The following is a 21,471-nucleotide window of genomic DNA, read 5'->3' on the forward strand; positions in this document are numbered from 1 at the left end:
TCGCTACGATGAACGGCGATTTATGATCGCAGGAAGGCCTCGAGGCGAGCAAACAGCGGATTTTCGCGGTCGAGCACATAGTCGAGCGAGGCGACCGAGACGGTCTCGGCGCCATGCGCGCGCAGAAAGCTGCCGAGCGCGTAGATCTGCGCCGGCGGGCAGTGCAGGGTGAGCATGCCGGACGAGGTCGGGCCGCCGAACGGCGCCACGACGCCGAAGCGGTTGTGCGCCTCGGTCAGCATTGCTGCGTCGCACCCTCTGAAGCGGGTGCGGACCTCGCGGTATTTGCTGGCGCGGGCGCGGGCATGGATGTGGTCGAGAATGATCCGGGCGCTCTCGCGCGGCCCCTCCGACCAGTCGGCGTCGCGGGAGGCGACCAGATTGGCCTGGCTGCGCAGGATCACGCCGTCGTCCAGCACCTTCAGCCCATTGGCGGCGAGCGTCGAGCCGGTGCTGGTGATGTCGACGATCAGCTCGGCGGTGCCCACCGCCGGCGCGCCCTCGGTGGCGCCGGCGCTCTCGACGATGCGGTAATCGACGATGCCATGGGCGGCGAAGAAGCCGCGCGTCAGGTTGATGTACTTGGTGGCGACGCGCATGCGGCGATTATGCTGGGCGCGAAAGCCGGTGGTGACGTCGTCGAGATCGGCCATGGTGCGGACGTCGATCCAGGCCTGCGGCACGGCGACGACGACGTTGGCGCCGCCGAAGCCGAGCGTATCGATCAGCAGCACGCGCTTGTCGGCATCGGTGATGCTCTCGCGAACCAGGTCCTCGCCGGTGACGCCGAGATGCACGGTGCCGCGCGCCAGTTGCGAGGCGATCTCACTCGCAGAGAGATAGGCGATCTCGACATTGTCGAGACCTGCGATGGTGCCACGATAGTCGCGCGCGCCGCCGGGCTTGGACAGGTTCAGTCCGGCGCGGCCGAAGAAGGCCTCGGCATTCTCCTGTAGGCGCCCCTTGGAGGGAACGGCGAGGACGAGGGGGCCGCTCATGATGCTCTCCCGCGCGGGGACTTGCCGACGGCGCTGCTCTGGGCCAGGCGCTCGATCCAGATCGAGAAGCCGACGGCCGGAATCGACTCGGCGGCGCCAAGCTGGCTCAGCAGGCCGTCATAACGGCCGCCGGCGACCAGTGGCTCGTCGCCATTGCCCGGATGATGCAGTTCGAACTCGAAACCGGTGTAGTAGTCGAGGCCGCGGCCGAACGACGTGGCGAAGCGCACCTTGGTGATGTCGATGCCGCGCTGGGCCATGAAGCCGGCGCGGGCCTCGAACGTGTCGATCGCCGCTGAAATGTCGAGCTTGGCGTCGGCGGCGAGCGCGCGAAGCTGCTGGACAGCCTCGGTCGGGCTCCCGCTGATGGCGAGGAAGCGCTTGATACGGTCCAGCGCGTCACGCGGCAGCGCGCCGCTCTTGAGGGTGGACTGCTCGAGGAAGCGGTCGGCGATCTCCGCCACCGTGCGGCCGCCGACCGCCGTTGCGCCGGCAATCGACATCAGGTCGGTGACCAGGGCGAGCGCCGCCTTGCGGTCGGAGCCGGCCAGGGCGGCGAGCACCCCTTCATACTCGTTGCGCGGGGCCACCGAGGCGATCGCCAGCCGCTCGAGGTCCTGCGCCAGGGTGCGCTTGCGGTTGAAGTCCTTGATCAGCCGCCGTCGCCATACCGGATAGAGATCGAGGGCGTCGATCAAGGCCGTGAACAGCGCGACGTCGCCAGTGCGGATATCCACCGCGGCAAGGCCGGCGGTGGCGGTCGCCTCGATCGCCAGCGCCAGCATCTCGGCATCCGCGGCGGGCCGATCCTGACGGCCGAACGATTCGATGCCGGCCTGCAGGAACTCGCTCGGGCGGCCCTCGCGGTAACGAAATACTGGACCGAGATAGCTGAAGCCAGCCGGATGCCCGGCGCGGGCCGAGGCGAGGTAGTCACGGGCGACGGGAATGGTCAGGTCGGGGCGCAGGCAGAGCTCTTCGCCGGCGGCGTCGCCGGTCAGATAGAGGCTCTTGCGGATGTCCTCCCCCGAGAGATCGAGAAATGGCTCGGCCGGCTGCAGGATCGCCGGTTCGGCCCGCTCATAGCCGGCCTGGGCGAAGGATTGCAGCAGCATGTCCGCCCACGCGGCGGGTCCGGTTGGAGCGGGTCCGGTCATGTCGATCGAGTTCCAAAGTGGAGTGGGCGCCTCTGGAGGCCGCGGCTGCCCCTTAGCATGGCCGTTTGACGGTTTCGACTGCGAATGGCCGCGGCGAGCCACAATTGGCCGGATGCCTTAACCGCGGGGGCCGGTCCAGTCCCCGAGCGTTGCCTGGATCACGGCGAGGGCGGCAACGCCGGCCGTATCCGCGCGCAGGATGCGCGGGCCCAGCGCGAGCCTGATCACATGCGGCTGGCGGAGCAGCAGCGCCCGCTCGTCGTCGGCAAAACCGCCCTCCGGTCCGATCAGCAGGTCGATGCCGGCCGGGTCCTTGCCGCCGCGCAGCGCCTGCAGCGGATCGGCCAATTCGGCCGCCTCGTCGCAGAACACCAGCAGCCGCTCAGGTTGCCGCTGCGCGAGGAAGCGCTCCAACGGCACCGGGTCCTTCACCTCGGCGAGGCTGAGGATGCCGCATTGCTCGGCCGCCTCGACCACGTTGGCGCGCATGCGCTCGCCATTCACGCGCGACACCTGGGTGTGACGGGTGATGACCGGCTCCAGGCGCGAGGCGCCCATCTCGACCGCCTTCTGCACCATGTAGTCCAGCCTCGCGTGCTTGAGCGGTGCGAAGACGTAGGCGATGTCCGGCAGGTGATCCTGGGGCCGGCTCTGCTGCTGGATCGTCAGGCCATCTGGCCGCTTGCGGCCCTCGATCACGGCCCGCCATTCGCCGTCGCGGCCGTTGAAGACCAAGACGTGATCGCCGGTGCCGAGACGCAGGACGTTGCCGAGATAGTTGCCCTGATTGCGGTCGAGCGCGACCGTGCCTCCCTCCCGCAAGGGTGCGTCGACGAACAGGCGCGGGGCGGTGAAGTCGTATGCGGGCATGGAGCGAAGCGGTGCCGATGATGGATGTTGCTTAACCAGACCACGCGCCGGCCGCAAAGCCGGCGGAGCCGTCACGGGGTGTTGTATCGGGTATTGGCGATGGCGCCTTTCGGCCGTGCTGTCGACAGATTTTACCGGTTCGATCCCGCCGGTCGTCCCTTGGGGACGGACATCCGACGATTCCGTGAGCCTTGAAGCGGAGAACGGCCTTGATCTTGAGACATTCGACTTGGGCGCTTGCCGCGGTCATCGTGGTGACGGTCGCCGGGCCGTCCCGGGCCGACGACAAGGCGATCGCTGCTCCGCCCCAGCAAGCGGCTCCCGCGGTGCCGGGTGGTGCTGCAGCGGCCGGCTTTCGCCCGCCCGAAACCTGCCTGAAGGAGTTCACCCCGCTGCGGGACGAGACCGCCCGCCGGGCCAAGCTGCTCAAGGCGGCGACCGAGCGGCGTTTCGCGCCCGGCGAGGCTTGCCAGCTGGTGCACGACTACGAGCTCGCCCAGACCAAGATGATCGACTACGCGGTCGCCCATGCCTCGCTCTGCGGCATCCCGCCCAAGATCACCGATCAGCTGAAGGCGAATCACGAAAATACCCTGGCCGTCATGCGCAAGGTCTGCACGGCGACGTGAACCGTCCCGCCGGCCGCCGAACTGGCGACTCCGGCCTGACCAGGTGGGCGAGGGCGCGGAGTGAACGGATTTTTGGGCCCCGACGTTCGGGAAGGGCCTCGTTTTGGGCCTCCGCGCCGGTTGGAACCCGGCTGCGTCCCTCCGCCGCGGCTGTGATCAACTCCGCGGTTGTGCTGGACGGGCGAGAATCGTAAAAGCCCCGGATCGGATCGTGCTTTCATCCGGAAGTGTTGAGGATTCTTGGTCTTACCGGAGAACCAGCCTTGATCGTCCGCCAGTCTTTCATGCCGCTCGCCATTGCCGCCCTGGTGCTCTCCACAGGGCAGGTTGTTGCGCAGAGCTCGTTTCCCGCGCCGATGCCTGGCCAGGCCCAGACCAGCAACTCGCCGTTTCCGCCCATCAACGGCGCGGCGCCGACCCGAGCCGCAGCCCCGGCAAGTCCGTTCCCCAGTCCAGGCGCCTCGGCGTTCGGCGGCGGTGGTGGCTTCCAGCCGGCCCCGATGGGAGCCGCGCCGCAGGGGGGCCCGCCGGAGAGCTGCATGAAGGAGTTCATTCCGCTGCGCGAGGAAGCCGAGCGTCGCGGCAAGCTGATCAAGGCCGCGAGCGACCGCAAGGCCTCGCCTGACGAGGCCTGCAAGCTGATCGCAAATTTCGGCAAGGCCGAAGTGAAGATGATCAAATATGTCGAGGCGCATTCGGCGAGCTGCGGCATTCCTCAGCAGATCGCCGATCAGCTGAAGGCCGGTCACAAGAACACCGACGCGCTGGAAAAGAAGGTCTGTGCCGTGGCGGCGCAGATGCAGTCGGGGGCCGGAAGGCCCTCCGCTCCGAGCCTGAGCGACGTCCTGGGCTCGTCGGCCGCGTTGCCTGAGGCCAACACAACGAAGAAGGGCGGATCCGCCTTCGACACCATGACCGGCAACGTTCTCACCCGATGAGCGACACGGCCGTCCGCGTTGCTGACGCGACCGGCAATTGGGTCGATACGCTGGCGCCGGTCTGGAGCCGGCCCTACCTGCGTCTCGCCCGCTTCGATCGCCCGATCGGATCCTGGCTGCTGCTGATGCCGTGCTGGTGGTCGGCCGCTCTGGCCGCTGGGATCGCCGGGAACCTATCCATGTTGCCGGCGTGGATCGGGCTCTATTTCGTCGGCGCGTTCGTCATGCGTGGCGCCGGCTGCACCTGGAACGACATCACCGACCGCGATCTCGACGCCAAGGTGGAGCGCACACGTTCGCGACCGATTCCCGCCGGTCAGGTCGGCGTCAAGCAGGCGCTCGCCTTCCTGGTGGCGCAGGCCCTGATCGGCTTGGTGGTGCTGCTGCAGTTCAACCGGTTCGCGATCGCCACCGGCATCGCCTCGCTGCTGATCGTCGCGATCTATCCGTTCATGAAGCGTGTCACCTGGTGGCCGCAGGTCGTGCTGGGTCTCGCCTTCTCGTGGGGCGCGCTGATGGGATTTGCGGTCGCGTTCGGCCGCATCGATGCCACCGCGCTGCTGCTCTACGCCGGGTCGATCTCGTGGGTGATCGCCTACGACACGATCTACGCGCATCAGGACGCCGAGGATGACGCGCTGATCGGCATCAAGTCGACCGCGCGCCTGTTTGCCGACCGCACGCATCTGGCGCTGGTCATCTTCTACAGTCTGGCCGTCATCCTGATTGGGGCCGCGTTCGCGACCGCCCACGTGCATGTCGCGGCGTGGCTCGGGCTGGCGTGTTTCGCCGCCCATCTCGGCTGGCAGATCCGGCGTCTGGATATCGCCGATCCGGCGCTTTGCCTGCGGGTGTTCAAGTCGAACCGCGATGCCGGACTGCTGCTGTTCGCAGGGCTGTTGGTCGATGCCGTGCTGCGCGCAACCTGATCAGCTGCGCGCGATGATCTCGCGCTCGCCGCGATGGACCGAGGCTGGATTGAGCTGGTAGCCGACACGGCGTCGCATCAGGAAGCGCGGGCGGCGCGAGCGGATCGCGTTGCGGCGGCGGCGGCGCGGCGTGGCCTCCCGGCGCGTGTCCTGCAACTGGGGCAGCGCGAAGGTCTCGCTCCACATCGCCCACGCAGCAACGATCTCGTTCTGGTCGTCGCTGACGCAGAGCGGGATGGTCAGGGAAGGGTCGCGGTGGACGAGCACCAGCATCACCTGTGTGTCGTCGATCTCGCGCACGCCGATGCCGAGGAAATCGCTGACGCGGAGGTTCAGGGCCATGCGCATGCCGCTGACGGCACGACGCAGGACCACGCGCTCCCGGTGCAATTCGATCTGCCGGATTCCGCCATCGGCACGGGTATCGTGCGCGCTGTACGAGACGGGCAGGGAAAGAGGGTCGAGCCGCAGGGCGCGGCCCGACCCAGCGGAATGGCTTCCGCCTGTTGCTGTTTGACGCCTCACGGCTTGGTCTCCCCGCCGGGATTATGCTCCCGGTCGATGCGTGTGACCTTGCCACGCGGATCGCCCGTATCGGCTTAACAAGCCTGGTTAATCAGATCTCACGCGTGATCCTCCTACCGTCATGATTGACAAGCGCTTGCCCCGCATGATTGACGAGACCTTGCCGATTTGCCGACAATCCGATGTGCCGTCTGCCGTCCTGCTTGAAGTCGGCGTGAACAGGCCACATTTCCTTTGGATTGAGCCGTCTTCGCCGCCCACCTGACATCGATCGGATCGTGTTCGTGACCTCTTCCCCAGCCTCATCGTCGACCTCAGCCCAATCAGATCTGCTTGACCAGTCCGCCCTGCGAACGCTCGCCGAGCGGCTGGTGGAAGCCGCGAGGAAGGCCGGCGCCGATGCCGCCGACGCCATCGCGGTGCGCGGCATCTCGCAAGGCGTCGAGGTCCGTGACGGGCGCGTCGAGGAATCCGAGCGCTCGGAAGGCGACGATGTCGGCCTGCGCGTTCTCGTCGGCAAGCGCCAGGCCGTGGTGTCGACCAACGACGTCAGCGGGGACGGCGTGGCGCGGCTGGCCGAGCGGGCCGTGGCGATGGCGCGGGTGGCGCCTGACGACCAATATGTCGGCCTCGCCGATCCGGCGCTGCTGGCGCGCGACATTCCCGAACTCGACCTGCTCGATCCGCAGATTCCCTCGACCGCAGAGCTGGAGCGCCGTGCCCAGGAGGCGGAGGCTGCCGCGCTCGGCGTGAAGGGCGTGACGAAGTCCGGTGGTGCGTCGGCCTCGACCGGCATCGGCGGCATGGTGCTGGTGACGAGCGACGGTTTTCACGGCGCCTATCTGCGCTCGAGCCAAAGCATCTCGACGACCGCCATTTCCGGCGAAGGCACCGGGATGGAGCGCGACTACGACTACACGGCGGCTCCGCACGGCGCCGACCTGCTGGCGCCCGCGGCCGTCGGGCGCAGCGCTGGCGAACGCGCGGTGGCGCGCGCCAATCCGCGCAAGGTTGCCACGTGCCAGGTGCCGGTCGTGTTCGATCCCCGCGTGTCCGGCTCGCTGGTCGGACATCTGGTCGGCGCCATCAATGGCGCCTCGATCGCGCGCAAGACCAGCTTCCTCAAGGACAAGCTCGGCGCGCAACTGTTCGCCAAGGGTATCCGCATCATCGATGATCCGCTGCGCAAGCGTGGGCTGCGGTCGCAGCCGTTCGACGCCGAGGGCGTGAAGGTGAAGCAGACCGCGCTGGTCGACGATGGCGTGCTGACGACGTGGCTGCTGGATTCGGGCACCGCGCGCGAGCTCGGCATGGTGACGACCGGCCACGCCCATCGCGGCGTGTCGTCGTCGCCTTCGCCCGGTCCGTTCAATCTGCATCTCGAAGCCGGCGTCGTGACAGCCAAGGAGCTGATCTCGGACATCAAGCAGGGCTTCTACGTCACCGACCTGATCGGCTCGGGCGTCAACGGCGTCACCGGGGACTACAGCCGTGGCGCGTCCGGCTTCTGGATCGAGAATGGCGAGATCGGCTATGCCGTGAGCGAGGTGACGATCGCCGGGCATCTGTTCGAGATCTTCAAGTCGATGACGCCTGCCAGCGATCTGGAATTCCGCTATGGCGTCAATGCGCCGACGGTGCGCATCGAAGGATTGACGCTTGGCGGACGGTGAGATCGAGAAACCGGACGAGACCAGCCTCGCGACAGACGCCAGGCTCCTGAAGGAGGCGGTGCGCGAAGCCGGCGAGCTCGCACGTTCGATGTTCGGAACGGAGTTGCGCAAATGGACCAAGGGTGCGTCGTCGCCCGTCTCCGAAGCCGACATGGCGGCCAATGCGCTGCTTGAGCTCAGGCTGCGATCGGCAACGCCGGATTACGGCTGGCTGTCCGAAGAGAGCGCGGATGATCGGGCGAGACTCGGTCGGTCGAGGGTCTGGATCGTCGATCCGATCGATGGGACGCGGTCCTATCTCGGCGGCCGCAACGACTGGTGCGTGAGCGTCGCGCTGGTCGAGCACGGCGCGCCGATACTCGCCGCGGTGCATGTCCCGGTCAGCGAGGAGTTCTTCTTTGCCGCCCGCGGCAGCGGCACCACGTTGAACGACGAGCCGGTTCAGGCCTCGACCGGACGCGTGCTCGACTTCGCGCGGGTGGCCGGTCCAAAACCGTTGGTTGAGCGGTTGGCTCCGAGTTCTGCGCGGATTGAACTCCATCCGCGAATCGGATCATTGGCGCTGCGTCTGTGCCGTGTCGCGCATGGCGGGCTCGATGCCGCTTTTGCAGGCGGGCAAAGCCGCGATTGGGATCTTGCGGCGGCTCATTTGATCGTGCAGGAAGCGGGGGGTAAAATGACCGCGTTGTCCGGCGAGGCGATCCTCTATAATCGTCCGGAGGTGGTGCACGGGATGCTGGTGGCAGCGGGCCGCGACCGACATGCCGACATCGTCGCGCAGTATCGCAGGTTACCGCCGGACTGAACGCCCCTGGATCGCACCCTCCATGTCGCCTGCAAGGCGTTGACTAGGAAACAATACCGATGACAGATAGCGCCTCGCAGCAGCTCCTTCACCTCGTGATCGGCGGCGAGCTCATCAATCTCGACAAGAACGAATTCAAGGATCTCGACAAGGTCGATATCGTTGGCGTCTATCCGAACTACGCGGCGGCCCACGCCGCCTGGCGCGCCAAGGCGCAGATGACGGTCGACAACGCCCACATGCGCTATTTCATCGTCCACCTGCACCGGCTGCTCGATCCCGGTCAGGATGCGAAGTAAGACGCAAAGCTCGCGACTTGAAACACCTGATCCGCAATACGCTGCGTAGCGGCTGGTTCCAGCGCGCCGTCGGGTTCCTCGCGGCCGAGTACCTGCGCCTTGTGTGGCTGACCAATCGCTTCACCTATGAGCCGCCCGAGGTCTACGACATCGTCGAGCCGCAGATGCCGGCGATCTTCGCGTTCTGGCACGGCCAGCATCTGCTGACACCCTTCATCAAGAACAAGCCGAGCTATCGCGCCAAGGTGCTGATCTCCCGCCATCGCGACGGCGAGTTCAACGCGATCGCCGCCGAGCGGCTCGGCATCGGAACCATCCGCGGCTCCGGCGATCATGGCTCCTCCTTCCACCGGAAAGGCGGGGTGGGGGCGTTCAAGGAGATGGTGCGGGCGCTCGAAGACAACTATAATGTTGCATCGACCGCCGATGTGCCGAAGCGGGCGCGGATTGCGGGTCTCGGCATCATCATGCTCGCGCGCGAATCAGGACGTCCGATCATGCCGTTCGCAATGGTCACGAGCCGCTTCATCCGCCTGAAGAACTGGGACAGCACCACCATCAATTTGCCATTCGGCCGCGGCGCATTGGTGGGAATCAAGGAAATCAACGTGCCGCGCGATGCCGACGCCGCGATGATGGAAGAGGCGCGTCTCGACCTCGAGGCGACGCTGAACGAGTGCATGCGCCGCGCCTATGAGATCGTCGGCCGTCCCGAGGCCTGTCCTCCGCCGGTCGCGTCGGGAGCATCAAGTGCCTAGGCCGCTGCCGATGGCCCTGCGTGTCTACCGCGGGTTGTCCTCGGCGGCGGTGCCGCTTGCGCCGGCACTGATCAGACAGCGGCTCAAGCATGGCAAGGAGGATCCCGAGCGGACCGACGAGCGGCGCGGCCTGAGCCACGACACGCGCCCGCTGGGTCCGCTGGTTTGGATTCACGGTGCCAGCGTCGGCGAGGTGCTGGCGGCGGCGGCGCTGATCGAGCGGCTGCGTGAGCTCAACATCCGCATCCTCATCACGTCCGGCACCGTGACGTCGGCCGCCATCGTGGCCAAGCGCTTCCCGCCCGACGTGATCCACCAATACGTGCCCTATGACACGCCGCGCTTCGTCGAGCGCTTTCTCGATCATTGGCGTCCCTCGCTCGGGCTGTTCATCGAGTCGGACCTCTGGCCGAATCTCATCCTCGCCGGCGCCTCGCGGCGGGTGCCGATGGTGGTGATCAACGGCCGCATGTCGCCGCGCTCGTTCCCGCGCTGGCGCCGCATGTCCGGCACCATCTCCGCTTTGCTGGGACGCTTTGATCTCTTCCTGACGCAGTCGCAGGCAGACGCCGACCGGTTCTCCGCGCTCGGCGCGCGCACCGTCATCACCACCGGCAATCTCAAGCTCGACGTGCCGGCGCCGCCCGCCGATCCGGCGAAGCTCGATCGGCTCACGGCGATGACGCGCGGCCGTCCGGTCGTCGTCGCCGCCTCCACGCATCCCGGCGAGGACGAGATCCTGATCGCGGCCCACAAGGCCTTGTCGGCTACCTATCCGTCGCTGCTCACCGTGATCGTGCCGCGCCATCCGCATCGTGGCCCGGCCGTCGCCGAACTCGTCGCAAGCGCCGGCCTGCAGGGCGCCTTGCGTTCGCGCGAGGAACAGCCGCTCGCAGGCACCGACATCTACGTCGCCGACACGATGGGTGAGCTCGGCCTGTTCTACCGGCTGGCGCCGGTCGTGTTCATGGGCGGGTCGCTGGTCGAGCATGGCGGCCAGAATCCGATCGAGGCCGTCAAGCTCGGCGCGGCCATCGTGCACGGACCCCACGTGTTCAACTTCACCGACGTCTATGAGTCGCTGGACAAAGCCGGGGGAGCCAGGCTCGCCCACGATCAGGAGGCGCTGATCCGCCAACTCCGGCAGCTGCTCGCTGATCCCGCAGCCGGCAACAGCCTGGTTGCGGCAGGAACGCGCGTGGTCGATCAGCTCGGTGGCGCGCTGGAGCGGACGCTGTCGGCGCTGGAGCCGTATCTATTGCAGGTCAGGCTCGAAATGGGGGCAGCCGGCGATGCGTGAGCCGGCCTTCTGGCATCGGCCGCCGTCCTGGCAATCGCGTCTGCTGTTCCCGCTCTCGAAACTCTACGGCGCCGTTGCCGCACGCCGCATGGCGCAAGCCGGCGTCGATGCCGGCTTGCCGGTGATCTGCGTCGGCAATTTCCATGTCGGCGGAGCCGGCAAGACGCCGACCGTGCTGGCGCTGACCGATATGCTGCGTGACCTCGGCGAGCAGCCGGTGGTGCTGAGCCGTGGCTATGGTGGCCGGCTGCACGGGCCCGTTGTCGTCGATCCAGCTGTCCATGAGGCTGCCGATGTCGGCGACGAGCCGCTGATGATGGCGGCGCGGGTGCCGGTCGTCGTGGCGCGCAGCCGCGCCGACGGCATCGGTCTCGTCAAGGCGCAGGGCGCCTCCGTCATTCTGATGGACGATGGCTTCCAGAACCCGTCGATCACCAAGGATCTCGCGTTGATCGTGATCGACGGCGCGCGCGGTCTCGGCAATTCCGAGGTGTTTCCCGCGGGCCCGTTGCGCGCGCCGCTGCCACCGCAGCTGGCGCGCACCGACGCGTTGGTCGTGATCGGTAGCGGCCGAGCCAGCGAGGCGGTCGCCTCACATGTGTTGGCGGCCGGCAAGCCGGTGTTTTCAGCCGCGTTGCAGCCCGATGCGCAGATCGTCGCGGCGCTGCAGGGCAGGCCGCTGCTGGCGTTTGCCGGGATTGGCGATCCCGCCCGCTTCTTCCGCACCCTTCGCGGCGCCGGTCTCGACGTCAGGCGCGAGCGTGCCTTTCCGGATCACCACCCATTCACGACGGCCGACGTCGTAGCCCTTGCCAACGAAGCCAGGCGTGATGGATTTGCCCTGGTGACCACGGAAAAAGATCTCGTGCGGTTCCGCAGCCACGAGGCCGCGCCCGATGTCATGGCATTCCCGGTGACACTGCAGTTCGGCGATCTCGCCGCGTTGCGCGCGTTGGTTGTGCAGCGGCTGTCAGCGAAGCGGAACGGTCAGCCGCTGGCTTTCAATGCGCCCGGATAATGCCGCTGCAGCACGGCGCTCGGCAGGGCGTAGGCTTCCTGCAGATCCACGCTCCAATATTTCAGCTCGTCCAGCGGAATCCGCACATCGGTGACCGCGCAGCGCACATAGCTTCCCGGTGAGATCACGCGGAAATCGCCGTCCAGATACTGCACCTGCGCCTCGCCCTGGCCCGAGGGACCAAACTTGTTGAGCACGTCCGCGATCTCCAATTCCTTGACGTGAAGTCCCCCTACGCAGGCGCAGCGCGCACACGACAGGCCGAATTTCGATGATTTCCTAGCATAGATGGGGGGCCCTGTCCCCCCGCGCAAACCCACTGATTTGTGATGCTTCTGCTCGAAACTCCGTGCTAGCTAGGTTTCAATATCCGCCGCTTGTCCCGCCCGGCTGGTTTGATGCGCTCCCTCGTCGCCATCGTCGTCTCAATGCTCTGCGCCACGGCGTTTTCAGCCTTGGCTGAGCCATTGCCGGCGCCCGTCGCGGTCGAGATCCCCTCGGGAAGCTATGTGCTGCGCGCCCAGCTCTACCGGCCGAAGGGGGCCGGCCCATTTCCGGTCGTCGTCGCGCTGCACGGCTGCGGCGGGCTTTCCGGCCGCTCCGAGCCGGTGCTGCCGCGCTATCGCGACTGGGCCGAGGAACTGGTCAAGGACGGCAAGGCCGTCCTGCTGCCGGACAGCTACGGCTCGCGCGGACTGGGCCCGCAATGCCGCGTCAAGGAGCGTCGTATCAGCGGCCGGCGCGAGCGTGTCGCTGACATCGTGATCGCGCAGAAATGGCTGGCGGAGCAAGCCTGGGCGATGCCCGACCGGGTCAGTCTCGTTGGCTGGGCCAGCGGCGCGAGCGCGCTGTTGTGGGCGGTGCGCCCGCAATTGCCCGAGCATGTCTCGCCGGATTTCCGCTCCGCGGTGGCGTTCTATCCGGATTGCCGAGCCTCGTCCGGCCTCGGCTGGAGCACGCGCGTCCCGACATTGGTGCTGATCGGCGGCCTGGACGACGTCTATTCGCCGCCGGCGTGCCGACAGATGATCGATGGCGCGCGCGGCCGCAGCGCGCTGACCCGCATCGTCATCTATCCCGGCGCCTATCACGATTTCGATCGTGTGAACCTGCCGCTGCATCAAGTCGCAGGGTCGGACGCCGGGGCGCCCGAGCGCGGCCATGTCGGCTCGGATCCCGAGGCGCGTGCCGATGCGCAGAAGCTCGTGGCCGATTGGCTCGCGCGCTGAGGACCACTCAGAACAGGCTGCCCTGATCGGCGGGATCGGGCGTGCGCTTCGGCGCCGAAGGCTTGCCCTCACGCGGGGCTTTTGGCGATGCTGGCGCCGCGGCTGGAAGCGGGCGGTCCGCGCCCGCCGTGGCCGCGACCTTGCCGTCCGCAAATTCGATCGAGAGTGCGGCGCCCGGACCGATGCTCGCGGCATGGTGCAACGGATGGCCGGCCTCGTCGCGCACCAGCGCAAATCCACGCGCCAGCACGCTGCGATAGGACAGCGCGGTGAGGAGCTTTTCGTTCTGTCCCACGCGGGCCGTCAGGCGCTGGAGCTGAGTCTGCAATGCGCGCCGAGCCCGCTCGGCAAGACGTTCGGTTCGGTCGCGCTCGCGACCGATGGCCTGGCGCTTGGCCTGCGCATAGGCCTGGCGCGAGGCCTTGAAGCGGGCGTCGAGCGCCTCGAATCGCTCGCGCCGCCGGTGCAGCTGGCCGCGCGACGACAGCGACAGCCGCTCGGACGAAGCGATGAGGCGATGGCGCGATTGCGCGATCTGCGCGTGCAGCACGCGCAGAGTGAGCTTGGCGCTCGCCGCTGCGAACTGGCGAAAGTGCACATGCGTGTTGGTCTTGAGCGCGCGCGGCAGGCTGGCGGCCGCCGTATCCAGCCGCTGCCTGGGAATGGCGAGCAGATCGCCGGCGCCGGGCAGGGCGCGCGCGGCGGCGCGCAGCTCGTTGCGGCGGCTCTCCTGGCCGCGCTGCCAGCAGACGCTGACACGGCGCGCGAGGCTTGCGACCTCCTGCATCAGCTCGCTGCGCACCGGCACCGCCATTTCCGCGGCTGCTGTCGGCGTCGGCGCACGTTTGTCGGCGGCGAAATCGATCAAGGTCACGTCGGTCTCGTGGCCGACCGCCGAGATCAGCGGGATCATGCTCTCGGCCGCGGCGCGGACCACGATCTCCTCGTTGAACGACCACAGGTCCTCCAGCGAGCCGCCGCCGCGCGCGACGATCAGCACGTCGGGCCGCGGGATCGGGCCATCCTGCGGCAAATCGTTGAAGCCGCGGATCGCGGCGGCAACCTGCTCGGCCGAGCCTTCGCCCTGCACCTTCACGGGCCAGACCAGCACGCGGCGAGGAAAGCGGTCCTCGAGCCGGTGCAGGATGTCGCGGATGACTGCCCCGGTCGGCGAGGTGACGACGCCGATCACCTCGGGCAGCCACGGCAGCAGCTGCTTGCGTGCGGGGTCGAATAGTCCTTCGGCGCCGAGCTTCCGCTTGCGCTCCTCCATCAGCGCCATCAGCGCGCCGATCCCAGCTGGCTCCAGCGCCTCGATGACGATCTGGTACTTCGACGAATTCGGGTAGGTGGTGAGCTTGCCGATGGCGATCACCTCGAGCCCTTCCTGGGGCTTGAAGCGCATGCGGCCATGCACGCCCTTCCAGATCACCGCTTCGATCTTGGCGCTCTCGTCCTTGAGCGCGAAATAGCAATGCCCCGAGGAATGCGGCCCGCGAAAGCCGGTGATCTCGCCGCGCACCCGGACATGGCCGAACTGGTCCTCGACCGTGCGCTTCAGCGCCGAGGACAGCTCGGTGACGGTGAATTCGGGCGCGTTGGGCAAGGCTTCCGCAGGCGGCATCGCTGTCTGATTCGGTTCGGGGAGCAGTTGCCAAGGTAGGGGCTTTCCGCGTCCGCCGCCAATCAAGCCGTTGCCTTTTCGATAGCTCTGTGTTATAGAGTACTCTATAGAAAATGGAGAGGGGTATGCGGGCAAGCATCAAGATCGTGCGTCAGCTCGTCGGTTGGAGCTTCGGCCTCGCCGGGGCCCTTGCCCTTCTTCTGGGCGGGATGATCGCGACGCCGTTGGTGCGCCCGCCCGAGCTGAAATCGATCTCGGAGACCGTCGGGCGTGTCGATCGGAGCACCATGCCGGCCCTACAGCGCTTCAGCGCCCGGGACGGCACGGAGCTCGCCTACCGCCACTATCCGGCGCGGGCGACGCCGACGGGCAAGGTTGCCGTCCTCGTGCACGGCTCCTCCGGCTCGAGCGTCGCTGTGCATGCGCTGGCGGATGGGCTCGCCGCCCGGGGCATCGACACGTTCGCGCCCGACATCCGCGGCCATGGCGGCTCAGGCACCCGCGGCGACATCGGCTATCTCGGCCAGCTCGAGGACGATTTGGCCGATCTCGTCGCAGAGGTCAGGAGGACCGCGCCGTCGCAGCCGATCGTGCTGCTCGGCCATTCGGCCGGCGGCGGCTTCGCGCTGCGCGCGGCCAGCGCGCCGACCCAGGACCTGTTCGCGCGCACCGTGCTGCTGTCGCCCTATCTCGGCTATGACGCGCCCACCAACCAGGAGAACTCGGGCGGTTGGGCCAGTCCCGACATTCCGCGCATCCTCGCGCTCGGCGTGCTCGATCGCGTCGGCCTGAGATGCTGCGAGGCGCTGCCCGCGCTGGCCTTTGCTGTCAGGCCGAACTCGGAGAAGTTCGTGGCCTCGACCTACAGCTACCGGCTGTTCCGCAATTTCGCGACCCGTGGCTACAAGGCCGATCTCGCTGCGGCCAAGCACCCGGTGACCCTCATCGCCGGCGCCGACGACGAGCTGATGCGCGCCGACAAATATGCCGGCGCGGTGCAGGCCGTCGCGCCCGGTATTGACGTGAAGCTGATCGCGGGCGTCAATCACATGGAGATCGTGTCGGCGCCGCAGGCGGTGAGCGCGATCGCCGATGACGTGGCGACGCGCTAGGGGTTCAAGCCGCATGATCGACAGCCTGGAAGCCGCGCGGGCGCTCAGCGACATCGAGGATGTCACGAAGCGCGTGCGGCAGTCGCAGATCTATCGGCTGTCGAGCCTGATGATGATCCTCTGGGGCGTCCTCGTCTTTGCCGGCAATCTCGTGACCTATCTGGCGCCTTACTACGCCGACAAGGCTTGGCTGTCGGTCTATGTCCTCGGTCTGGCCGGATCGGTGGTGTTGGGCGCGACGGAGAAGGCGCGTTCCGGCGTCCGCAGCTTCGATCTCCGGGCCCTGCTCGCCTTCGTCATGTTCTTTGCGTTCGGCTTCTTCGTCGAAGCGATTGGCCATTTCGGACCGCGTGAAATGGGCGCGTTCTGGCCGGTCTATTTCATGCTGTTCTACGGTCTTGCCGGATTGTGGTTCGGCGCGGCCTTTACGGTGTTCGGCCTGTGCGTCACCGCGTTGACCCTGGTGGGCTACCTCTTCATTGGCGCGGCTTTCCCGTTGTGGATGGCGTTCGTCAATGGCGGCGGCCTGGTTCTCGGCGGCTTGTGGATGCGGCGGAGCTGACGGTTTGGCGGAGCTCGACGAGATCATCCACCAGCCGCTGCGGCTGAAGATCATGGCGGCGCTGAATGCCCTGCCTGCCGGGGCCGGGCTGGAATTCGTCCGGCTGAAGAAGCTGACCGGCGCCACCGACGGTAATCTCGGCGCCCATATCGACACGCTGGCGCGCGCCGGCTACGTCGCCGTGGACAAGGCCTTCGTCGGCAAGAAGCCGCAGACCACGGTGACGGCGACCGCGGCCGGCCGGGCGGCGTTCGCCCGCCACGTCGCCAGCCTGCAGGACATCATCGCCGGCGCCGCCGTCAAGCCGTCCGAGCCATGATTTGACTCTGTAGCGATGGCCGGGCAATTGGGGCGTCCAAATTGGCCCACCCCTGCGACGGCATCGACGATGAACATTCTGCTCCTTGGTTCCGGCGGCCGCGAGCACGCGCTCGCCTGGAAGATTGCCGGCTCGCCGCTGCTCACCAAGCTGTGGTGCGCGCCCGGCAATGCCGGGATCGCCAAGGAGGCGGAATGTGTCGCGCTCGACGTCGCCGATCATGCGGCGGTGATCGCCTTCTGCCGGGCGAACAAGGTGGATTTGGTGGTGGTCGGCCCCGAGACGCCGCTCGCCGCCGGCATCGTCGATGATCTCGAGGCTGCGGGCATCAAGGCGTTCGGCCCATCCAGGCTTGCCGCCAAGCTCGAGGGCTCCAAGGGCTACACCAAGGATCTCTGCGCCGAATACGACATCCCGACCGGCGCCTACTGCCGCTTCGACAATGCCCCCGAGGCGCTCGCTTATGTCCGCGAGCACGGGGCGCCGATCGTCGTCAAGGCAGACGGGCTCGCGGCCGGCAAGGGGGTCGTCGTCGCCAAGACGGTTGCCGAGGCTGAGGACGCCATCAAGATGATGTTCGAGGGCGGCTTCGGCGTCGCGGGCGCCGAGGTCGTCATCGAGGAGTTTCTCGAAGGGCGGGAGGTGTCGTTCTTCGCGCTGTGCGACGGTGAGACCGCGATACCGCTGGCCTCCGCCCAGGACCACAAGCGGGTGTTCGATCACGACCAGGGACCGAACACCGGCGGCATGGGGGCGTATTCGCCGACGCCGTTCGTCACGCAGGAGATTCATGACAGGATCATGAATCAGATTATTCAGCCGACCATCGCCGGAATGAATGCGCGTGGCACTCCGTTCAAGGGCATTCTCTATGCCGGCCTGATGCTGACCGCCCAGGGGCCGAAGCTGTTCGAATACAACGTGCGCTTCGGCGATCCGGAATGTCAGGTGCTGATGCTGCGGATGATGTCGGATCTCGTGCCCGCCATGCTGGCCGCCTGCGACGGACAGTTGAAGAATTTCGACCTGCGCTGGTTTCCCGACGCCGCCGTCACCGTGGTCATGGCCGCGAGTGGCTATCCCGGCGACTACGCCAAAGGCGGTGTCATCGAGGGGCTCGACGACGCCGCGCGGATCGAGGGCGTGGAGATCTTCCACGCCGGCACGGTGGCGAAGGACGGCGCCATTCTCGCCAACGGCGGGCGCGTCCTCAACGTCTGCGCGTCGGGAAAGAGCGTCACCGAGGCTCAGGCGCGGGCCTATCAGGCCGTCGACCGCATCAAATGGACCGACGGCTTCTGCCGGCGCGACATTGCCTGGCAGGCGGTGGCGCAGGAAAGCGCTCAGGGCTGAGCATCGTGATCGCCGCAGTCGGCCCTGCAAGGCTATTTTTCCCGCGAGAATTGTGGCAGTTCCATAGACTCATGCCGTGATGGGATGAATCAGTTCCGCCGTGGAACGGAGGGGCCATGGAATGCGCGCGGTGCGGCAGGCAGAATCAGCCAGGGAGAGCCTCGTGCGACCGGTGCGGCGAGCCGCTCGGCCTCAGATGTGAGGCTTGCAACCAGACCAACAGCCCGTCGAATCGCTTCTGCGGCCAATGCGGCGCGCCGTTGCCCGGCCGGCCGGCTCCGCCCGACCAGGCGGCGCAGCGCGTCCTGAGGACCCTGAGCAGCAAGGGCGGAGAACGCAAGCGTCTCACCATCCTGTTCGCCGACATCCGCGATTCCACCCAGCTGATCGATAGCCTCGGCGATCCCGAGCTCGCGATGCAGCGGCTCGATCCGGTGCTCAACCTCATGAAGGAGGCGGTTCACCGCTACGACGGCGTCGTCAACAAGACGCAGGGCGACGGCGTCATGGCCCTGTTCGGGGCGCCGGTGCCGCATGAGGATCATGCGGTTCGCGGCTGCCTCGGCGCGCTGGCGATGCAGGACTCCATCGCGCGCCTCGCCGACCCGCATTTGCAGGTCCGGGTCGGGCTGCACACCGGCGAGGTGATCGTCCAGGTCGTCGAGAACAGCATGTACCAGACCTACGACGCGGCCGGCGCCAACGTCCATCTGGCCAATCGTCTGGAGCACATGGCCGAGCCCGGGACCATCCTGATCAGCAAGGAGACCTACACCGGCGCCAGGCAGTTCGTCGAAGCCGAGCCCCTCGGCACCCACACGCTGCGCGGCATTGCCTCGCCGGTGTCGATCTACAAGCTGATCGGCCGCCTCAGTGCGCCGGCGAGCGACGTCTTTCGTAGCGGCCAGCGCCTGTTGCCGCTGATCGGGCGCAACGCTCAGCTCGCCGTGCTCGAACGCGAGCTCGACGACGTCCTGGCGGCGCGCGGCGCTGTCGTCGGCATTGTGGGTGAGGCCGGCATCGGCAAGAGCCGGCTGTGCTTCGAGTTCGCCGAGCACTGTCGCCGCCAGGGCATTCGCGTCTACGAGGCGCGCGTGCTGGCACATGGCCGCGCCACCCCGTTCCAGCCGGTGCTCGAATTGCTGCGCGACTTCTTCGGCATCCGGCCGAAGGAGCCGGTGGAGGTGTCGCGCCAGCGCGTGGTCGACCGGCTCGAAGCCATTGCCATGCCCGACACGGCGCTGGTCCTGCTCTTGGACTTCATGAACCTCGCCGATCCGTCACGTCCGGCGCTCCGGCTCGATCCCGGCGTGTTCAAGACCCGTCTCCTGAACGTGTTCAAGACGCTGTTCCGCGCCGCGCCGGCTGATGGCGCCATGGTGATCATGATCGAGGATCTGCATTGGATCGACGAGGCCAGCGAGGAGTTCGTCGAGGCGCTCGCGGAGGCCACGATCGGCACCAAGACGCTGCTGGTCGTGAACTACAGGCCGGGTTTCGCCGCCTCCTTCATGCAGCAGGTCCCATTTCACGAACTGCACATCGTCCCGCTGGCCTCCGAGGAGGCAAGCGAGCTGCTGCGCGGGGTGTTTGGTGACGATCCTTCGCTGGAGGTGCTGGCGCGCGATATCGTCGAGCGCGCTCAGGGCAATCCGTTCTTCCTCGAGGAGCTCGCCAGCGCTGTATCTGAAAGCGGTGGCTTCGAGGGTGAGCGCGGCGCCTATCGGCTGAAGGGCGGGATCGGCCCGATTCCGCTGCCGCCGACGGTGCATGCCGTGGTAGCGGCCCGCATCGACCGTCTGAGCGAGACCGCCAAGAGCGTCCTGGAAACAGCGGCTGTGATCGGCCGCTCGGTCGCGCTCGCCGTGCTCAAGCCGGTCGTCGGGCTCAGCGAGGCGGACCTGTTCGACGCGCTCGCACAACTGAGACATGCCGATCTTCTCTATGATCTGCCGCCGTTCGACATGGGCGTGCTCGCCTTCCGCCATCCGCTGATCCAGGAGGTGGCCTATGCCATGCAGCTGCGCTCGCGCCTGAGCGGCGTGCACGTGGCCGTGGCCAAGGCGATCGAGGCGCTGGATTGGGGCACGCAGGACGAGTTCGCCGCCCTGATCGCCTCGCATTACGAATTCGCCGGCCAGACCATGCAGGCCGTCGAGCATCTGCAGCGCGCGGCGCGCTGGATCGGCCGCACCAACACGGCGGAGGCGCTGCGGCTGTGGAAGAAGATCCGCTCCCTGCTGCAGGCGCTGCCGCAATCGGAGCGCGTCGACCGCCTGCGAGCGCTGGCCAGCGGCCAGATCCTGAACTTCGGCTGGCGCGAAGGCATCTCGGCCGAAGAAGTCAAGCCTTTTGCTGAGGAAGCGTTGAGATTTGCACGCTCCTCCGACAAGGCGCATGAGCCGTTGTTGATCGGCGCTTATGGACGCGTGCTCGCTTCGACGGGAGCGGCCGATGACTACGTCGACCTGGCGCAGAACGCCATCAAGCTGACCTCGGGCGAGGGGGATGTCGGCCGCTACGCGACCGTCAACGCCATGCTGGCGCAGGCATACACACATTCGGGACGGATGAACGAGGCGCTCTCGGCGGCCAATACGGCTATCGCTGCGATGGCAAGCCAAGCCGGCTTCGACAGTCACGTCACGCTTGGTTTGAACCCGAACCAGATTCTCGGCTTCGACGTCAGCTATTGGGTGAGATGCATCAGGGCGCGCGCAATGGCTCATCTCGGCCAAATCGAGGATGCTCGCAGCGAGCTTCTCGAACTGGTGCAGCAGCCTTCATCCGAGGTCGCACCGGTGCTTCAGTTCGTTCCGCACTTCAACCTGGTGGAGCTAGCATGGATCGTCGGAGACCAGGGTCTTGCGCGCGAGCACGCAAGGCGAGTTTCCGATCTCGCTGAAACATCCGGCATTCCCTACATCCGCGTGCTCACCTTGCTCTGTGCAAGCCTCGAACAGGCTTTGACTGGTCGATTCGCCGATGCGACGAATGAGATGGTTGGCGCGATCGAAGCCGCACGGGCCGCAAGAACCGGGCTCGAGCTTGAGGCGCGCATGGCTGCCATAAATGCCGATCTGCTTTACCGGAGTGAGGACTTCGATGCCGCTATCGAGGCCAGCAAACAGGCGATCCTTGTAGCCAAACGAAAGACGGATCGAGTCGCGGAGTGTTACGCGACGATCATCCTGGGCCTTGCTCTTGCCGGAGCCGGCAGGAACGAGCAGGCTGCGGGACTTCTCGAGCAGATACGACATTTGATGAATGTCTCCGGTGCGTTCTGTCTGCGTTCATTAGTTCAGAAACTGCAATTGCATCTTGAAGCAATGCAATGATGCATGCATTGTCGATTCGTTGAATTCCAGCTTTT

21 protein-coding genes are annotated in these 21,471 nt (G+C 66.9%); 15 read left to right on the plus strand and 6 right to left on the minus strand.

The window, feature by feature from the left end; all coding sequences use genetic code 11:
- Positions 1 to 20 precede the first annotated feature (20 nt).
- The 3 genes from hisG to QX121_RS03265 form a co-directional block, all read right to left on the minus strand.
- Positions 21 to 998 carry an ATP phosphoribosyltransferase gene (gene hisG / locus QX121_RS03255; protein WP_315811151.1) on the minus strand — a complete coding sequence of 326 codons (978 nt, stop codon included), beginning with the start codon at positions 996 to 998 and terminating at the stop codon, positions 21 to 23.
- The gene (locus QX121_RS03260; RefSeq protein WP_315777957.1) at positions 995 to 2,155 is read right to left on the minus strand and encodes an ATP phosphoribosyltransferase regulatory subunit; all 1,161 of its coding nucleotides are present in this window, start codon (positions 2,153 to 2,155) and stop codon (positions 995 to 997) included. The genes hisG and QX121_RS03260 overlap by 4 nt, the downstream gene beginning before the upstream one ends.
- Before the next feature lie 117 nt (positions 2,156 to 2,272).
- Positions 2,273 to 3,025, minus strand: coding sequence for a 16S rRNA (uracil(1498)-N(3))-methyltransferase (locus QX121_RS03265; RefSeq protein ID WP_315811152.1), 753 nt, complete (start codon positions 3,023 to 3,025; stop codon positions 2,273 to 2,275).
- A 209-nt stretch (positions 3,026 to 3,234) separates the two neighbouring features.
- Between QX121_RS03265 and QX121_RS03270 the strand changes: the two genes are divergently transcribed.
- The 3 genes from QX121_RS03270 (at position 3,235) to ubiA (ending at position 5,521) form a co-directional block, all read left to right on the plus strand.
- Positions 3,235 to 3,654: a hypothetical protein gene (locus QX121_RS03270; RefSeq protein WP_315736564.1), complete on the plus strand. Its 420-nt coding sequence runs from the start codon at positions 3,235 to 3,237 to the stop codon at positions 3,652 to 3,654.
- Positions 3,655 to 3,938: 284 nt separating this feature from the next.
- Positions 3,939 to 4,592, plus strand: a complete 654-nt coding sequence (locus tag QX121_RS03275) for a hypothetical protein (protein ID WP_315811410.1) — start codon at positions 3,939 to 3,941, stop codon at positions 4,590 to 4,592.
- On the plus strand, positions 4,589 to 5,521 hold the full coding sequence (ubiA, locus tag QX121_RS03280) for a 4-hydroxybenzoate octaprenyltransferase (RefSeq protein ID WP_315736565.1): 933 nt from the start codon (positions 4,589 to 4,591) through the stop codon (positions 5,519 to 5,521). Before QX121_RS03275 ends, ubiA begins: the two co-directional genes overlap by 4 nt.
- On the opposite strand, the gene QX121_RS03285 is transcribed toward ubiA, so the two are convergent.
- Positions 5,522 to 6,046 (minus strand): DUF6101 family protein, encoded by a 525-nt coding sequence (locus QX121_RS03285; protein ID WP_315811153.1) that lies wholly within the window; start codon positions 6,044 to 6,046, stop codon positions 5,522 to 5,524. It lies immediately after the preceding gene.
- A 284-nt stretch (positions 6,047 to 6,330) separates the two neighbouring features.
- Here QX121_RS03285 and QX121_RS03290 point away from each other — a divergent pair, with 284 nt between their 5' ends.
- The 6 genes from QX121_RS03290 to lpxK are packed head-to-tail and all read left to right on the plus strand — an operon-like array spanning position 6,331 to position 11,899.
- Positions 6,331 to 7,719 (plus strand): TldD/PmbA family protein, encoded by a 1,389-nt coding sequence (locus tag QX121_RS03290; protein ID WP_409998678.1) that lies wholly within the window; start codon positions 6,331 to 6,333, stop codon positions 7,717 to 7,719.
- 58 nt (positions 7,720 to 7,777) lie between these two features.
- On the plus strand, positions 7,778 to 8,524 hold the full coding sequence (locus QX121_RS03295; RefSeq protein WP_315811411.1) for a 3'(2'),5'-bisphosphate nucleotidase CysQ: 747 nt from the start codon (positions 7,778 to 7,780) through the stop codon (positions 8,522 to 8,524).
- A gap of 59 nt (positions 8,525 to 8,583) precedes the next feature.
- Positions 8,584 to 8,823 (plus strand): DUF4170 domain-containing protein, encoded by a 240-nt coding sequence (locus QX121_RS03300; protein WP_009031572.1) that lies wholly within the window; start codon positions 8,584 to 8,586, stop codon positions 8,821 to 8,823.
- Positions 8,824 to 8,840: 17 nt separating this feature from the next.
- A complete protein-coding gene (locus QX121_RS03305) occupies positions 8,841 to 9,581 on the plus strand; it encodes a lysophospholipid acyltransferase family protein (RefSeq protein ID WP_315716682.1) in 741 nt (246 codons plus the stop codon).
- Positions 9,574 to 10,881 (plus strand): 3-deoxy-D-manno-octulosonic acid transferase, encoded by a 1,308-nt coding sequence (locus QX121_RS03310; protein ID WP_315777963.1) that lies wholly within the window; start codon positions 9,574 to 9,576, stop codon positions 10,879 to 10,881. Before QX121_RS03305 ends, QX121_RS03310 begins: the two co-directional genes overlap by 8 nt.
- On the plus strand, positions 10,874 to 11,899 hold the full coding sequence (gene lpxK / locus QX121_RS03315) for a tetraacyldisaccharide 4'-kinase (RefSeq protein ID WP_315811154.1): 1,026 nt from the start codon (positions 10,874 to 10,876) through the stop codon (positions 11,897 to 11,899). The genes QX121_RS03310 and lpxK overlap by 8 nt, the downstream gene beginning before the upstream one ends.
- Here lpxK and QX121_RS03320 read toward each other — a convergent pair.
- Entirely contained in the window at positions 11,869 to 12,096 is a 228-nt protein-coding gene (locus tag QX121_RS03320) for a DUF2093 domain-containing protein (protein WP_315736570.1), read from the minus strand. The genes lpxK and QX121_RS03320 overlap by 31 nt on opposite strands.
- Positions 12,097 to 12,297: 201 nt before the next feature.
- Here QX121_RS03320 and QX121_RS03325 point away from each other — a divergent pair, with 201 nt between their 5' ends.
- Positions 12,298 to 13,128, plus strand: coding sequence for a dienelactone hydrolase family protein (locus QX121_RS03325; RefSeq protein WP_315736571.1), 831 nt, complete (start codon positions 12,298 to 12,300; stop codon positions 13,126 to 13,128).
- A gap of 7 nt (positions 13,129 to 13,135) precedes the next feature.
- Here the strand turns inward: QX121_RS03325 and xseA are convergent, their stop codons facing one another.
- Positions 13,136 to 14,752, minus strand: a complete 1,617-nt coding sequence (gene xseA / locus QX121_RS03330) for an exodeoxyribonuclease VII large subunit (RefSeq protein ID WP_315811155.1) — start codon at positions 14,750 to 14,752, stop codon at positions 13,136 to 13,138.
- A 125-nt stretch (positions 14,753 to 14,877) separates the two neighbouring features.
- Here xseA and QX121_RS03335 point away from each other — a divergent pair, with 125 nt between their 5' ends.
- The 5 genes from QX121_RS03335 (at position 14,878) to QX121_RS03355 (ending at position 21,436) form a co-directional block, all read left to right on the plus strand.
- Positions 14,878 to 15,864 carry an alpha/beta hydrolase gene (locus QX121_RS03335; protein ID WP_315811156.1) on the plus strand — a complete coding sequence of 329 codons (987 nt, stop codon included), beginning with the start codon at positions 14,878 to 14,880 and terminating at the stop codon, positions 15,862 to 15,864.
- Between the two features lie 13 nt (positions 15,865 to 15,877).
- Entirely contained in the window at positions 15,878 to 16,426 is a 549-nt protein-coding gene (locus tag QX121_RS03340; protein ID WP_315736574.1) for a hypothetical protein, read from the plus strand.
- Positions 16,427 to 16,430: 4 nt separating this feature from the next.
- Positions 16,431 to 16,745, plus strand: a complete 315-nt coding sequence (locus QX121_RS03345) for a transcriptional regulator (protein ID WP_315811157.1) — start codon at positions 16,431 to 16,433, stop codon at positions 16,743 to 16,745.
- A 69-nt stretch (positions 16,746 to 16,814) separates the two neighbouring features.
- Complete coding sequence (gene purD, locus QX121_RS03350) at positions 16,815 to 18,098, plus strand: phosphoribosylamine--glycine ligase (protein ID WP_315811158.1); 1,284 nt, start codon at positions 16,815 to 16,817, stop codon at positions 18,096 to 18,098.
- Between the two features lie 116 nt (positions 18,099 to 18,214).
- The gene (locus QX121_RS03355) at positions 18,215 to 21,436 is read left to right on the plus strand and encodes an AAA family ATPase (protein WP_315771261.1); all 3,222 of its coding nucleotides are present in this window, start codon (positions 18,215 to 18,217) and stop codon (positions 21,434 to 21,436) included.
- The last annotated feature ends 35 nt before the right edge of the window (positions 21,437 to 21,471 follow it).

This window comes from Bradyrhizobium sp. SZCCHNR2028, assembly GCF_032380995.1.
Classification (GTDB): Bacteria; Pseudomonadota; Alphaproteobacteria; order Rhizobiales; family Xanthobacteraceae; genus Bradyrhizobium.